Origin of the sequence: Leadbetterella byssophila DSM 17132, from assembly GCF_000166395.1 — a bacterium.
GTDB lineage: Bacteria > Bacteroidota > Bacteroidia > Cytophagales > Spirosomataceae > Leadbetterella > Leadbetterella byssophila.
This window is the reverse complement of the sequence record NC_014655.1, coordinates 207778-222889: the sequence shown is the minus strand read 5'-3', so window position 1 is coordinate 222889 and position 15112 is coordinate 207778. Positions and strand designations below refer to the sequence as shown.

Below are 15112 nucleotides of genomic sequence, written 5' to 3'. Positions count from 1 at the left end.
TATCAATGTTCAATAAATTAGTTATGGAAACCTACCCCGTTGATAAGATCTACCGTCAGATAGAGCCAGGATCTGTTTTACTCGTAAGTACGCAAAACAAGGGTGTACCCAATGTTATGACTATGGGATTTCAAATGATGATACAGCACGACCCTCCTTTGATCGGAGCAATTGTTGGTCCATGGGACTACAGTTATAAGGCGCTCGTGAAAAACAAGGAATGTGTGTTATCTATTCCTGGTATTGATATCATTGAAAAAGTTGTGGACATAGGTAATTGTTCTGGTGATAGCGATAACAAGTTTGAGAAATTTAACTTAACCGTTACACCTGCAAGTATTGTCCAGGCTCCCATGATCGAGGATTGCCTGTTTAATATTGAATGCAAGGTGGTCAATACCGAACTCGTTGACCGATATAATCTTTTTGTACTGGAAGCAGTAGCTGCCTGGAAAAACGCTGACAAAGATAAAATAAAACCTTTTCATCATCACGGCAACGGAATATTCTCAGTAGAAGGTAAAACTATCAATCTCCAGGACAGAATGACAAAATGGAAAATTTTTCAGGACTAAAGCGTTTTTCATTTCATCAATGAAAGGCGTTCTAGCAATTACGGCGTCTCGTTTCTCAAGCTTTGATACATAGCGATTAAATTCATTAATTGAATAATAAAAGAAGAGACTGTTCTCAATTATGAGACGGTCTCTTCTTTTTTCTTGTAGGCTATCTAAATTATTTTCAAGTACAATAGTAGAAGAGATTTTAGTATCTGATGGGGTGTTTGAAATTTGCATTTTTTGGTTTCATCTGCGCATCCGTTACCTCTGAAGTGGTATCTACCTTTGTATCAAACAATAAGAAAATGAAACAGTACAAAAAATTACTTGAGCCTTTTCAATTGACAAAAGGAATACAAATCAAGAACAGGATTACAATGGCCCCTATGACTACATGGGCAGGAAACGATGATTTCACCATTGCGGATGAAGAAGTCGAATGGTATAAAGCACGTGTAAAAGGTGTAGGATTGGTTATCACCGGCTGTACGCATGTAACCCCGGAAGGGATTGGTTTTACCCATGAATTTGCCGGATATGATGATAGCTTTATCCCTAGTCTGAAAAAATTAGCCGATGTAGCAAAAAGTGGCGGCGCTCCCGCTATACTGCAAGTTTTTCATGCAGGAAACAAAGCAGTCACAGACTTGATCCCTAGCCGGGATGTTGTAAGTGCCAGTGCCATAAAATCGGAGGTAACCCCTTTTACTCCTGCTGATCTTTTGACTCCCAGAGCTTTAAAAGAAAATGAGATCTGGGATATTATCAAAGCTTTCGGTGCTACTGCCCGCAGAGCGATAGCAGCAGGATTTGATGGTATTGAAATACATGGTGCCCATGGTTTCCTGAATCAAAACTTTTTATCTCCGATGTTCAACCAGCGTACCGATCAATGGGGTGGTTCAATTGATAACCGTCTACGTTTTTCTACTGAGGTGGTTCGTGAGGTGAGACGTGTTATTGCCAAGTATGCTAATCGTCCATTTGCATTGGGCTTCCGGATTTCTCCAGAAGAATTGCCTAAAGAAGGTTTAAGGTTACCCGATAGTTTGGCTTTGGTAGATAGATTGATCCAGGAACAGGTAGATTATCTCCATTTCTCATTATTCCAGGTTTTGACACAAAAACCATTGGACAGTGATACCAGTAAAACCATCACCGAAGTATTGACTTCCTATGTTAATAAGCGTGTACCCGTAATTGCAGCAGGACAGGTAACCACACCCACCGAAGCCGATCAAGCCTTAAGCCTGGGACTGGATCTGGTAGCCATCGGAAGAAGTATAGTAGTCAACCCAAAATGGGCACAATGGGCCAATGAAGGAAAAGAGGATCAAATAACAATGATTCTGGATACAGAACGTGCGGCTGATAAGAAAATTCCCGAAAAGCTGATGGCGATTGTTCATTATGCCAAGGGATGGATCAAAACTACAGAAGAAGTAACCGCATAAACCATTTTTATCATAAAGTAACCTTATTTATTCATTTATAAAATCAAAAATTATGGAATACAAAGCATTAGGTAATACGGGATTATTGGTTTCCCAACTTTGTCTGGGAACAATGACGATGGGTTCAGGTTCTGGTGTCTATTCGCATATAGGTGATGTTGGACAAGCGGACGCAAACAACCTTATAAAAGCAGCTTTAGAGGCGGGCATCAATTTCTTCGACACAGCCGATGTATATTCATCCGGCGAAAGTGAGAAAACACTTGGTCAGGCGTTTAAAGATCTTGGTATCCTTCGAAAAGATGTGGTGCTGGCTACAAAATTTTACAGCCGTATAGGGCCAGGTCGCAACGACGTTGGCGCGTCGCGCAAGCATATAATGGATGCCATCGAATCAAGCCTTAAAAATCTGCAAACAGATTATATTGACCTTTACCAAATTCACGCGAACGATGTGCTCACACCTACGGATGAGATATTGCGTACGCTGGATGATTTGGTCACACAGGGTAAAGTACGTTACATCGGCTGCTCCAATTGGCAAGCCTGGAAATTAGCACAATCATTAGGTACTTCGGCATTAAAGAATACCGTTAGGTTTGAATCATTACAGGCTTATTACTCCATTGCAGGAAGAGATCTTGAAAGAGAAATTGTTCCCCTGCTGGAAAATGAGAAACTAGGGCTGTTAGTATGGAGTCCCTTAGCCGGAGGGTTGTTGTCGGGAAAATTCAGCAGGGAAAACCAAAAGCCGGAAGGATCAAGACGTACTACATTCGATTTTCCAATTGTAGATAAAGAACGTACATGGAACATTCTTGATGTAATTTTCCCTATTGCCGAAAAATACAACTGTAGTGCGGCACGTGTAGCATTGGCCTGGCTGCTTTCAAAACCAGTAGTAACTTCTGTGATTGTTGGTGCAAAACGTGAAGAACAACTGCAAGATAACATCGCAGCAACTAAACTAAAGCTAACAGATGAAGAGATCAAACAGCTGGACGCGGTAAGTGAACTGCCGGCTGAATATCCCGGATGGATGTTAGCTACACAAGGTGCTGACCGTCTTGGCGAAGTTGACCTTTGGTCTGATCGTTCGTAAAAACAGGAAGCTTATTAAGCTATGGAATATGGAAGATTTTATTCACCTAAAAAATAAATAAAAATGAACACAGAAAATATTGCGGAAAAATTTACCGCTAAAACAGTAGAAGGTAAAACTGTTATTGTAACAGGTGCCGCTAATGGCATAGGCCGTGCTGAAGCAGAATTGCTAGCACTTTCGGGAGCTAATGTTGTATTCACCGATCTTGACGATAGTAAAGGACAGGAAGCGATAAAACCATTTGGCAAAAAGGCGGTCTACTTCCATCACGATGTAACTAAACCTTCTGATTGGAAAAACGTGCTTGAGCAAACAATCAAGCTATTTGGAAGAATAGATGGACTGGTTAATAATGCTGGCATTTATCTGCCCGGATCAATCGAAGAGGTAACAGAAGAAACGCTCGAAAGGCAGATTAGTGTGAACCAAAAGGGAACATTTTGGGGTATTCAATACGCTGCGGAAGCAATGAAAAAAACGGGTGGTTCCATCGTCAACACTTCTTCTATATGTGGCATCAGGGGTTTGGCAGGCTGTATTATATACAATTCCACCAAATGGGCTATCAGAGGTATTACCAAAACAGCTGCAAGTGAATTGGGGCAATATAAAATCAGGGTTAACGCAGTATTGCCTGGATTTGTAGAGACAAATATTATCTCAGTAAACGCACCTCAAATGAATGAGCAAGCAGCCCGTGATGCTGTGCTGGGCCGTTTAGGCCAACCAGAAGACATAGCTTATCTAGTAAGATATCTGGTTTCGGATGAAAGTTCTTTTGTTACCGGAAGCGATTTCCTTATCGACGGAGGTTGGACACTTTAACAGAGTAAAGTTATTAAGAGTGAAATCAAATGAGTTGAGTTCCAGTGGCGAACATGCTTCATGAATCGCCGAAATCTGACAGGCGTATCACCATTTAATACCATAGTTAGATTTTTGCAAGACAACCTATGATATGCGCAATAATAACCTTTCAATACTTCTCACCTTTGTATAGTTAAATTATAAGGTCAAGAGCAATGAAAAGGACATCGTTTCCACTGATAGCAGCAAATTTTATATGCAACCACACTATGAAGATTTTTATAATCATTTCAATGTTATTCGTAGTTGCTATAGGAATCAGGCAAGGATGGTCAATGCTGAATGCCCAACCTGAAATGGTGGCATTGTTCAATAAATTTAATTACGATACAGCCCATGTGCAAGTCTATGGCATGCTCACTATAATGTCTTCACTGCTTATTATTTTTCCTCAAACATATAGTCTCGGCAATAGCGTAATGGCCACAATGATCCTTTTTATTGCCATCCTTCAGGTATCCATACATCAATACCTAAAGGCAATGATTGAAATACCTTTATTGCTATTGAACGTCTTGCTCATCTATTTAAAATATCCTTTTAAGTCTCTGCTATTATGAAACGTATAATGATTACCGGCATTTTATCACTCACCACATTCCTGTTTGCCACTGGACAAACGAAAATGATACCAAGCCTAAATAACCAAAAAAAAGAAAAAATGGATACTACAATTTTAAAAAACACTATTGTAAAAAAAGCGATCGATGCTTTGCAGGCCGCTGACAGACAAACCTGGTTTTCCATGTTCACCATTGAAGCGGAACTTTACGATGACGGGAATAAAATGGACTTTAAAACATTCTTTGATATCGGGCATGAGAGGTTTACCTCTATTGACAAGGTCGAGAATAATGGGTTAAATGTTTATGGAAAATTTCATAGTGACAAATGGGGGGATTTCAAAACCTATTTTCGCTTTCATATTAATGATAAGGACAAGATAGAACGGTTGGATGTTGGCCAAGCGGATTATTGAAACGAATTGGCCAAAGGTCATAAACCTTTGGCTTGTTCATTAATACTAAAAGAATTATAAAATCAAACAGATGAAATACAATTATGTAGGTAACACAGGTCTACTGGTGTCAGAACTGTGTTTTGGAACAATGACATTCGGCGGTCAAAATGCCGGTATGTGGGAGAATATTGGAAAGTTGCAACAAAACGAAGTCAATGAATTGATGAAATCGGTTATTGAAGCCGGTATTAATTTCATTGATACAGCCAATGTGTATTCCTTTGGACAGTCAGAGCTATTACTGGGACAATCCCTTAAAGACCTTGCTGTACCACGAGATCAGATGGTTATAGCCACAAAAGTAATGGGCATTATGGATGATAGTCCCAATGGCAGGGGACTCTCGCGCTATCATATCTTCAACTCAGTTGATGCCAGTCTGAAGCGCCTGCAACTGGATCACATAGATATTCTGTATGTGCATGGGGTGGATTTCAAAACAGATCTTGAAGATATTGTCCGTAGCTTGAATGACGTTGTAGAAACAGGTAAAGTACGTTATATAGCAATCTGCAACTGGCCTGCATGGATGGTGGCAAAAGCTCAGGCTATCGCCCATTATAATGGTTGGCATAAATTTATCGGACTTCAATATCACTATGCAGCTGTTACCCGTGACATTGAACATGAACTGGTACCATTGGCCCAGGATCATAATCTGGCAATTTTCCCATGGAGCCCTCTTGCCGGAGGTTTTCTCTCAGGAAAATTCACAAGAAATCAATCGAGCGAAGGCTCACGTCGGGCCAATTTCGATTTCCCCCCTGTTAATAAAGAAAAAGCATACGACCTGGTAGATGTTATGAAAGAAATCGGTCAGCAATACGATGCTACGGTGGCACAGGTTGCTTTAGCATGGGTAAGGCAACAGCCAGGAATTACCAGTACAATCATTGGTGCTAAATCAATAAATCAATTGAAGGACAATATCCAATCGGTGACTATCAATCTATCGGCAGAAGATCTAAAGAAAATAGACGCTATCAGCCCGTTGCCGCTTCAATACCCCGGTTGGATGGTCCAGAGTCAACGTGCATATAGAATTTAGCAATACTAATCACGATGAGCTATAAAGTTAAAATGCTTGAGCTGTTTAGAAATGTAGGAATGTAAAAATCGAACAACCTTTGTAGTGTAATTTAATTTAAAAATATTATAAAATGAAAAAGCAAAAAGTATGGTTAGTTACCGGTGCTTCCCGTGGATTCGGGTTGGAAATCGTCAAAGCTGCTCTTGATGCAGGTGATAAAGTAGTAGCAACAGTACGCAGTAATCCGGAAAAACTGCAAGCTCAATTGAATAATGAAAATCTATTTGTGACTGTTTTGGACGTTACAAATGAACCGCAAGCGAAAGAAGTAGCGAATCTTTCCACGGAGAAATTTGGAAGGATCGATGTATTGGTCAATAACGCCGGATTTGGATTATTGAGCGCCGTAGAAGAAGCAAGCAATACAGAAGTCAAAGCCAATTATGAAGCAAATGTATTCGGCTTGCTGAATGTTACTCGCGGTGTATTGCCATTTATGCGTAAAGAGCGTAAAGGGCATATTATTAATCTCTCTTCTGTAGGTGGGCTGACGGGAATCATAGGATGGGGACTTTATGGTTCCACTAAGTTTGCGGTGGAAGGCATAACCGAAGCCTTATCAAAAGAACTGGCTCCACTTGGTATTTATGCTACAGCGGTAGAACCTGGTTTTTTCCGTACGGATTTCCTTGATCAATCATCGCTTACAAGATCTGCTAATAGCATTGAAGATTACGCGGAAACTGTTGGTGATATGCGAAGCTATGCTACTCAGGTAAATCAAAAACAGCCAGGTAGTGCAGAGAAACTGGCACAAGCCATTCTCAAAATAGCTGATGCTGAAAAACCTCCTGTACACTTGCCTTTGGGAAAAGATACACTGCAACTTTTCAAAGAAAAGATGGATAAGTTTAATGCTGATATTGAGGCTTGGCATGAAGTGATCACCGGCACAGACCATGATGATGTTGTTGCCTAACATATCAATGGTTAAATATAGGTTAGGCACTTATTTTTAACAATCTAACAATTTAAAAAATGAAAAAAAGCAATTTGTGGAATAAAATTATTCCCATCATAATTATTACGTTTATGACAAATTTTAATATTGCATCTGCTCAAAATGTGAGCGAAGAAAGAATAACCATGTTGGTCACTTTTAACGTTAAGGTGGAACAGAAAGAAGCGTTAAGAAAAGCACTTATCGCAGATAAAAATGGTGCCCTGAATGAGAAGGGGAACATATCGATGGAATTATTCGAACATAAGGACAAACCCAACACCTTTTATTTATTTGAAAGATGGGATAACCAAAAATCTTTGGATGAACATTTTACAAAGAAATATGCAAAAGATGTACTGGAATTAAATAAAGTGGCCTTAACAAAACCAATGCAGATTCTCTACCTCCATGATGTATCTCCTTTGCCAAAAAATGAAATCAAGAACCCTCTTTCGAGTGATACACCAGTTGATCTTGTTGTGATTTTCAAAGTAAAAGATGGCATGCAGGAAACCTTTATTAACCAGTTTCAAAAATCAATTGTAAACAGCAGACCTGAGCAGGGAAATATCGAATTTTTCTTTCATACCGTACCTGGTGACAATACTAAGTTTGTATTGTACGAGAGATGGAGAAGTCAGGCGGCAATTGATTTCCACTTTGCCCAACCCTATACTAAAGAATTGTTTGAGATGTTCAAATCCGCTCTTGAACAACCGATTGAAGAATACCTGAATTTCATAACCGAAATAAAATAGAAATCGACAATAGTGTTTTCAACAGATTTTAAAGATTAAACTCAGTAATAAAAAAACCGCAGAAATTACACTCTGCGGTTTTTTTGTACAATTTTTCTTATGCTTGCTGTTGGCGTAAATTAGAGGGCGGATAGCCAAAATGTTCTTTGAATATTCTTGAAAAATGAGCTGGATTTTCAAAACCCAGCGTATAGCAGATATCAGAAACGGCCATGGAAGTATTTTCCAGTACTTCCTTTGCCTTATCTAATCTCTTGTTGCGAATCCACTGAGAAGGTGCCATATTGTAAATAGCCTGAAAGTCGCGCTTGAAACTAGCTAAACTCCTTCCTGAGAGATAAGCAAGCTCGGTTAAAGATACAGGACTGGTATAATTTTTCTCCATTACTTCAGGAATCTCTGTGCGTACCGGCTGTTTCATTTGTAGCAATTGCTGCAAGAGGTTCTTATCTGTTCCGGCAAGGTCATATAATAGTTCGAGCATCTTAATTTTTATCAGTCCGGCATCAATATTTTTATGAAGATTCCGGAATGTGGATACAAACCCGGGTAATTCAGCAACATTTCGGCTTATGCGATCTGATAATTTTGCATTATCGATCAACAAGCTTATTAACTCTTTAAAAATGAAGCAATGAGAACAAAAAACTTAGGAAAACAGGGGCTTGAAATTCCATTAGTGGGATTAGGCTGTATGGGTATGAGTCCCTCAATTAATGTAAACACCTACGGCAGGGCAAATGAAAAGGAATCAATCGCCACCATCCACCGCTCATTAGAACTGGGTGGCAATTTTTTGGATACCGCTGACCTTTATGGCCCTTTGCTAAACGAAAGACTGGTCGGCAAGGCTATCAAAGGGAACCGGGATAAATACATTATCGCCACCAAATTTGGTTTTGAGATTGATGATAATGAACAGCTTACATGGCGCATTAACGGTAAGCCGGAATACGTAAAAAAAGCAGTGGAGCGTTCCCTGAAAAATTTAGGAACTGACCATATAGACCTGTATTATTTGCACCGTCCCGATCCTGAAGTGCCTATTGAAGAAACCGTCGGTACAATGGGGGAATTGGTGAAGGAAGGAAAAGTTAAATACATTGGTATTTCTGAAGTAACTGCTGAACAAATAAAGAAAGCGTATGAAGCTTTTCCGATTACCGCTGTACAGAATGAATACTCGCTGTTTGAGCGTGCAGCCGAAGAGGATGGTGTATATGACACAACAAAGGAATTGGGGATTGGATTGGTAGCTTATTCTCCGTTGGGGCGTGGCTTCCTGACCGGACAGATCAAAAGCCCCGATGACTTTGATGCCGATGATTTCAGACGTTCCATCCCACGTTTTCAGGGCGAGCAGTTTTACAAGAATATAGAGCTGGTCAATGAAATCAACAAGCTTGCTACAGAAAAAGGTGTGAACTCCACACAGCTTGCCATTGCCTGGATCATTGCCAAAGGTATTACGCCCATACCGGGCACTAAGAAGGTAAAATATGTGGAACAGAATATCGCTGCCGCGGAGATTTCACTTACAGATGATGATATGAACAGGATAGATGCTATTATTCCTGTCGGAGCAGAAACCGGAGACAGGAATATTCACCAATCCTTTTAGACGTCGCCACAATGCTATGCAGCTTCCTGTTTCTCTACAAGAGCGAATAGGAAGCTGATTTTTAAACTCATCCTAGAAAAAACTGTAAATTTGAAATAATGAAAAAGCAGGAACAAATATTCCAGACTGTCAATTCCGTTAAGGCTTATCATGAATTGCTGCAACTGGAGAAGCCTGAGCATCCGATGGTAAGCATTATTGATTTTTCAAAAGTCAAATATAATAACCCTATGCCCGGCACATCGGTCATCCTAAACCTATATTGTATTTCCATAAAGCAAGGACCCGATTGCGTATTGAGATACGGTCCGAAAACGTATGATTTCAATGAAGGTGTCATGTCCTTCTTCAAACCCGGTCAGGTAATAAGTGTTGCTGAGCAATCGGAAAATGTAACTGACGGCTATATGCTGACCTTTCACCCGGACTTTATCCAATCGTTTGCTTTATCGAATAAGATTAAGAAATACAGCTTCTTTGATTATAGTGTAACAGAGGCGCTTTTCTTGTCAGAAAATGAAAAGACGCATATGCGTGAAATCATGGCGGGAATTGAACGTGAATATCATACAAACATTGATGGCTTTAGCCAGGAGGCTATCGTTAGCTATATTGATTTACTGTTGGTATATGGCAATCGCTATTACAATCGTCAGTTCATTACCCGAAAACTGCAAAGCGATGATCTTTCAACTCGTTTCGAGCAACTACTGGATGAATATTTTTCCAAGGAAGACGCTTTGGTCAAGGGATTGCCTTCAGTTCAATATTTTGCGAACAGGCTGCATCTATCGGCAAATTATTTAGGAGAAATGTTACGTGTATCCACCGGACAGAGTGCGCAACATCATATACAAAATAAAGTGATTGAAATGGCTAAAACTCTTTTATCTACCACCCGTTTATCGGTTGCTGAAATTGCCTACCAATTGGGATTTGAAAGGCCGCAGTCACTGAATAGGTTGTTCAAAAGTAAAACCACTCTTTCTCCACTGGAGTACAGGGCTTCGTTTAATTAATCCTCTTGTCTACTGGGTCATTTGCACGTTATATGGAGTAGCATGCTGCATGATTGCCAATCAAACGTTTTGAATATAATCTATGAATTTCGTTTGTGGCTCACCCAGATCCAACCAGGTTTTTTCGGCTTCAAATTTTTCAGGATAATTATTAAGCGCATCCACAATTTTTGCCCCGTAATTAAACTTATTTGAAAACAAGCCCATAAACGACATTAATGCCATTGGAGCTTTCATTATTTTTAATTTCTCCTTTGTATAGTTTTCTACGAAAACCTTTGCTGCTTCATCGGCAGTGAACCCTTCTTTTCCTTGTATCACATATTCATTATTACCATTGTCACGTTGAAAGGTCTTCACTACCTGCCTAGCATAATCATTGCCTGAAATCAAATACATCTTGTATTTGGATGTTCCGGCAAGTACAATATTTTTCCCCTGCCTGTAACTGCCTTTGTCATAATTTTCCATGAAGGTGGATGGATAAAAAATAGAATATGGAAGTCCGCTGTTTTTAATTTTAGAAACAGCTTCTTGTTTTAGGTCAAATGCCCACCAATCAAAACCATTTTGCCCCTGGTAGAGATGAATCAGAGAAGACAAATATCCTATCCTTGTAACCGTTGTATTGTTTTTTGCAATCTGGAGAACATGATCAAGTCCTTCTCTTTCTGGTTGAAAATCGGATTTACCACTGTTTTGTTTTACTGAAAGGTTCAAATAAAGACCTTCCTGTTCGCTTAAAAACTGCCCTATCGATTCAATGTCCCTTAAATCCCCTTGCACTAAACGCACGTTTGAAGGGAATATCTGTTTGGCCTTATTAACATTGCGGACAAGCAGAGAAACATCAAATCCTTCATTGATAAATGCTTTTGTTACAGGCTCACCTAGCATGCCTGTTGCTCCTATAATTGCTATTTTTTTCATCATTAAATACTTTTGGTTATGCCAGGGTTCAGAATGGTCGGTTCTTCGATGAAATACATATTAATCCAAATACCATTCGTGATGAAAAGTATCTTGTAAAATTACGACGATTGGACCATTAGGTACCTTTAGCTGTTCTATGATCTTTATATTTATTGTCTGAGCTATATATTTTAATGAATAAAGTATTGTTCAACTATTTAAATCAAAGTATGTGTTTTGAATTACAATGAGGGAATTTCACTTGGAGCATAGCCAAATTGTTTTTTAAAGGCATAGGAAAAGTGGGATAAATTCTCAAAACCTACTTCCACATACACATCAACAGGTTTTATTTTTTCCTCTCTTATTCTTTGTTGTGCTAATTCCAATCGCTTTTGCGTGAGCCACTTTTGAGGAGAACTATGGAAAGTAGATCTGAAATCCCTGTTAAAAGCTGAGAGACTTCGCCCTGTCAGATAGCTGAATTTTTCGAGCGAAAGATTGAACATATAGTTTTTTTGCATAAAATCAAATAAATTGATTTTACCTGGTTGGGAAAAATCTGCCAGTATTCCATCCACATCTTTGTCAATTGCCCGAAGTACACTAATGGCTTCCTCAATCTTCAATGTAGTTAAATTCTCAGGTAATTGATTGTTTAAACGAAAATATGGTAATAAAGAGTCGAAAAGACTATCCAGCAAAGGATTGGGGTAAAACTCCTTTATTTTGGGAGATGACGATTCGCCCGATTTGACATTCTGCTTCTTGTAAAAATCTTCCAAACGCTGTGGCTTTAATGTCATAACAATTGATCTGTATGGCCTTCCATCAAGCGGATATTTGATTACAGTGCAGAGTTGATTTCTTGGGTAAAGGAAAGTGCTTCCGGAACCAAATACATAGGTTTTATCAGCTTGGATTACTTTCATTTCGCCTGACAAAACCCTTACAAAAGAATGATAATCAAAAAAAAGATCATCTTTATAATATTTTTCTTCGGTAACGGAACATACAATTTCGTTGAAGTCGTTTTTAGTTTGTACTGCCATAGTAGCTCTTAAATTTTTTACATTAATTCTAACATGCTCTTTAATAATGACTATTCCACTCTCAAATAAATCAGCAGGTTAGTTACCATCTGCTGATAATTGTTCTGTTGCTTGAATTTCATTTTATGGAACAACAACTAATTTTCCTACTGTGCTATGGGTTTCAATCTGAAGGTGTGCCTTGTAAGTGTCTTCCATAGGAAAAACCTGGGATACATGCGATTTTATTTTTCCTGCGGAAAGTAAAGCATTAATTGCTTCAATGTCTGCCTGCTTATCTGGAGTATCCGATAAATTGGCACGAACTACGGTAATGTTTTTCTGCTCTTTTGCAGCCTTAATAAAGTCAACACTAGGAAAAACCATTAAGCTAAGTAAGGTTCCCCCAGGTTTAAGGGCATTCAGTGATCGGGCAAGGTGGGTTTCATCCTCGCTCCAGACAGCATCATGTACCAGGTCCGCATCTTTGATGATTTCTTCAAAATTTTGAGTTTTATAGTCTATATATTCATCTGCTCCCAAACTAAGCACCCAGTCCTTGTTTTCTCCAGATGAAACGGCCACCACATAGGCTCCAAAATTTTTTGCAATCTGTACGGCATAATGGCCAACACCACCTGAAGCTCCCGTAATAACTACTTTGTCGCCTTTTTTAATTTTACCATAATGAACAAGTGACACCCAGGCTGTTTGCACAGCCATTGTTGCTGCCGCAGCTTCCTCGAAGCTGATATTATCGGGCTTTAAAGACAGATCGGTTTCAGGAGCTGACACATACTCAGCATAGCCATTACCAGCACCTAAAAATCTTATCAGACCATATACAGCATCTCCTTCCTTAAACCTAGTTACGGCTTTTCCAACTTTTGTTACCACACCCGATACATCCCAACCCAGAATTACATAAGGTTCTGTAACCGCTGAACCGCTAACCAGTTTCCACCAGTCTGGTATTGCTCTCACATGTGCATCCAGAGGATTAATACCAAATGCTTTTACTTGTATTAATACTTCATTCCCTGCTATCTCTGGAGTTGGTATTTCAGCTATCTGTAAGTTTTCAGCCGATCCAAATTCTTTTAAAACTATTGCTTTCATTATATATCATATTATTGAAAGCAAATTTACCATAGATAAATATGGGTTAGTTTGTTCAGAATGCCAACTTTACTTTGTTCAAAATACCATTCATTTTTTTACATAGCAGCAAATATTTAAATATTAATAACTTGTCTGACCAATTTCCAATTTGTCAAACTTGCCTGCGGCATCGAGGTGAAATTTAAGATACGTTTTAAAATCACCCCACGTGTCACTATGGAAGTGTCCATAACAATTGTTTTATATTGATAATTACCGATCTGTCCACATGCTTGTAACGAGCACAGGAGCAGGATCGGTAATATTTTCATGAATATAGTCACTGGTAGTAATTATTGATTGGCACCGCCATTTACAACTAAATGTTGTCCGTTTACAAAAGAAGACAGATCACTGGCGAAGAATTCAGCAATGTTGGCCACATCTTCCACTTCTGCCAATCTTCCCATCGGACAGCTATCAATCAAAGATTTTCTCAATTCCGGATAACTTCCTTCTTCGGCAAAAATTCCCGAATGATCCACAGCAAAAGGAACAATAGTATTGACCGTAACGCCACGGTGCGCGATCTCTTGGGATAGTACATTGACCAGATATCTGGGAGTTGTTTTGCTACCCCCATAGACAGCCATGCCCGGTACCGGAAAAACAGTGGTACTTGAAGCTACATAAATGATCCGGCCATTATCTTCCACATTCAGTGCAGCTTGCTGCATTGTAAAATAAGCGCCTTTGGTATTGATGGAAAATAACCTGTCAAATTGCTCTTCCGTAAATTCGGTAACGGGTGTTTCAACCATTTCAATACCTGCATTTGCAACAACGATATCTATTTTGCCGAATGCTTTCTTAGCTTCTTCAAACAGACGCTTGATATCGTCTACCTTGCTTACATCGGCCTGTACTGAAATTACCTTAGCTCCCATAGCTTTGATATTGCTTTCTACTTCATCTGCCGAAGCTTTATCCCTAGAGTAGTTTAGTACAACGTCTGCACCTAAAGCGGCATAACGTTCTGCGATGGCTTTTCCCAAGCCTCTTCCTGAGCCGGTAATAATGGCTACTTTGTTTTTTAACGAGTTCATTGTTTTTGAATTTTAAACTTTTTAGTGGATTTATTATTGCTGTGATTGGCGAGCATGGATCTTTTCAACAACCAGGTTGTTTAGCCATGCAAATACAAATCCTGCAATAATTGGAATAAGGATTTGCAATATTGGCAACGGCTCCAATGGAGGATGAACTCCGAAAAGGATGATAAGCCCTAGGAACCAAGCAGGTATATTGTTTAATTTTCTTGTTCTTGCGATATAAGCCAGTGATCCAATATAAAGAAACACGGAGGCAGCAAAGCCGAACGCTCCAATCAATTGTCCTAACAATCCAGCGGTTAGCTGTATCAATACAGCCATACACATACCCAATACGATTTGCAGAAACACCCAAAGCGAACTTTGCCACGTCTTGCCAAAGAGGTAGAAGCTAACCCAAGCTACAAACATTACCCATGTAGGCCACTGTTGAGAGAAGGATACGGTTACTGCAATTGCCCCAAACAGGCCAAAAGCTATTGCAATCGGTAAAGTTTTCATGATATATTTTTTTAAAT

At 39.3% G+C, this 15112-nt stretch carries 17 protein-coding genes; 11 read left to right on the top strand and 6 right to left on the bottom strand.

What is annotated here, in order from left to right; all coding sequences use genetic code 11:
* The first annotated feature begins 23 nt into the window (after positions 1-23).
* From LBYS_RS01020 to LBYS_RS00980, 9 genes are all read left to right on the top strand, one after another.
* Positions 24-575: a flavin reductase family protein gene (locus tag LBYS_RS01020; protein WP_013407058.1), complete on the top strand. Its 552-nt coding sequence runs from the start codon at positions 24-26 to the stop codon at positions 573-575.
* Between the two features lie 290 nt (positions 576-865).
* Positions 866-2014 (top strand): NADH-dependent flavin oxidoreductase, encoded by a 1149-nt coding sequence (locus LBYS_RS01015; RefSeq protein WP_013407056.1) that lies wholly within the window; start codon positions 866-868, stop codon positions 2012-2014.
* 52 nt (positions 2015-2066) lie between these two features.
* Positions 2067-3116, top strand: a complete 1050-nt coding sequence (locus LBYS_RS01010; protein WP_013407055.1) for an aldo/keto reductase — start codon at positions 2067-2069, stop codon at positions 3114-3116.
* A gap of 63 nt (positions 3117-3179) precedes the next feature.
* Positions 3180-3944 carry an SDR family NAD(P)-dependent oxidoreductase gene (locus LBYS_RS01005; protein ID WP_013407054.1) on the top strand — a complete coding sequence of 255 codons (765 nt, stop codon included), beginning with the start codon at positions 3180-3182 and terminating at the stop codon, positions 3942-3944.
* Positions 3945-4195: 251 nt separating this feature from the next.
* Positions 4196-4546, top strand: a complete 351-nt coding sequence (locus LBYS_RS01000) for a hypothetical protein (protein WP_041823977.1) — start codon at positions 4196-4198, stop codon at positions 4544-4546.
* The gene (locus LBYS_RS00995; RefSeq protein ID WP_013407052.1) at positions 4543-4965 is read left to right on the top strand and encodes a hypothetical protein; all 423 of its coding nucleotides are present in this window, start codon (positions 4543-4545) and stop codon (positions 4963-4965) included. The genes LBYS_RS01000 and LBYS_RS00995 overlap by 4 nt, the downstream gene beginning before the upstream one ends.
* A 70-nt stretch (positions 4966-5035) precedes the next feature.
* The gene (locus LBYS_RS00990) at positions 5036-6055 is read left to right on the top strand and encodes an aldo/keto reductase (protein WP_013407051.1); all 1020 of its coding nucleotides are present in this window, start codon (positions 5036-5038) and stop codon (positions 6053-6055) included.
* Between the two features lie 112 nt (positions 6056-6167).
* Positions 6168-7016 carry an oxidoreductase gene (locus LBYS_RS00985; protein ID WP_013407050.1) on the top strand — a complete coding sequence of 283 codons (849 nt, stop codon included), beginning with the start codon at positions 6168-6170 and terminating at the stop codon, positions 7014-7016.
* A 59-nt stretch (positions 7017-7075) separates the two neighbouring features.
* Positions 7076-7798, top strand: a complete 723-nt coding sequence (locus tag LBYS_RS00980; protein ID WP_013407049.1) for a putative quinol monooxygenase — start codon at positions 7076-7078, stop codon at positions 7796-7798.
* 97 nt (positions 7799-7895) lie between these two features.
* Here the strand turns inward: LBYS_RS00980 and LBYS_RS00975 are convergent, their stop codons facing one another.
* Positions 7896-8282 (bottom strand): helix-turn-helix domain-containing protein, encoded by a 387-nt coding sequence (locus tag LBYS_RS00975; RefSeq protein ID WP_083794604.1) that lies wholly within the window; start codon positions 8280-8282, stop codon positions 7896-7898.
* 150 nt (positions 8283-8432) lie between these two features.
* On the opposite strand from LBYS_RS00975, the gene LBYS_RS00970 reads away from it, so the two are divergent.
* On the top strand, positions 8433-9419 hold the full coding sequence (locus LBYS_RS00970) for an aldo/keto reductase (protein WP_013407047.1): 987 nt from the start codon (positions 8433-8435) through the stop codon (positions 9417-9419).
* Positions 9420-9517: 98 nt separating this feature from the next.
* Complete coding sequence (locus LBYS_RS00965) at positions 9518-10438, top strand: helix-turn-helix domain-containing protein (protein WP_013407046.1); 921 nt, start codon at positions 9518-9520, stop codon at positions 10436-10438.
* A 60-nt stretch (positions 10439-10498) separates the two neighbouring features.
* Here the strand turns inward: LBYS_RS00965 and LBYS_RS00960 are convergent, their stop codons facing one another.
* The 5 genes from LBYS_RS00960 to LBYS_RS00940 all read right to left on the bottom strand — a co-directional run bounded on the left by LBYS_RS00960 (position 10499) and on the right by LBYS_RS00940 (position 15095).
* On the bottom strand, positions 10499-11371 hold the full coding sequence (locus LBYS_RS00960) for an SDR family oxidoreductase (RefSeq protein ID WP_229310438.1): 873 nt from the start codon (positions 11369-11371) through the stop codon (positions 10499-10501).
* Positions 11372-11592: 221 nt separating this feature from the next.
* Entirely contained in the window at positions 11593-12402 is an 810-nt protein-coding gene (locus LBYS_RS00955; RefSeq protein ID WP_013407044.1) for a helix-turn-helix domain-containing protein, read from the bottom strand.
* Between the two features lie 123 nt (positions 12403-12525).
* Entirely contained in the window at positions 12526-13500 is a 975-nt protein-coding gene (locus tag LBYS_RS00950; RefSeq protein WP_013407043.1) for an NADP-dependent oxidoreductase, read from the bottom strand.
* Between the two features lie 335 nt (positions 13501-13835).
* Entirely contained in the window at positions 13836-14588 is a 753-nt protein-coding gene (locus LBYS_RS00945; RefSeq protein WP_013407042.1) for an SDR family oxidoreductase, read from the bottom strand.
* A 33-nt stretch (positions 14589-14621) separates the two neighbouring features.
* Positions 14622-15095 carry a DUF1097 domain-containing protein gene (locus LBYS_RS00940; RefSeq protein ID WP_013407041.1) on the bottom strand — a complete coding sequence of 158 codons (474 nt, stop codon included), beginning with the start codon at positions 15093-15095 and terminating at the stop codon, positions 14622-14624.
* Between the last annotated feature and the right edge of the window lie 17 nt (positions 15096-15112).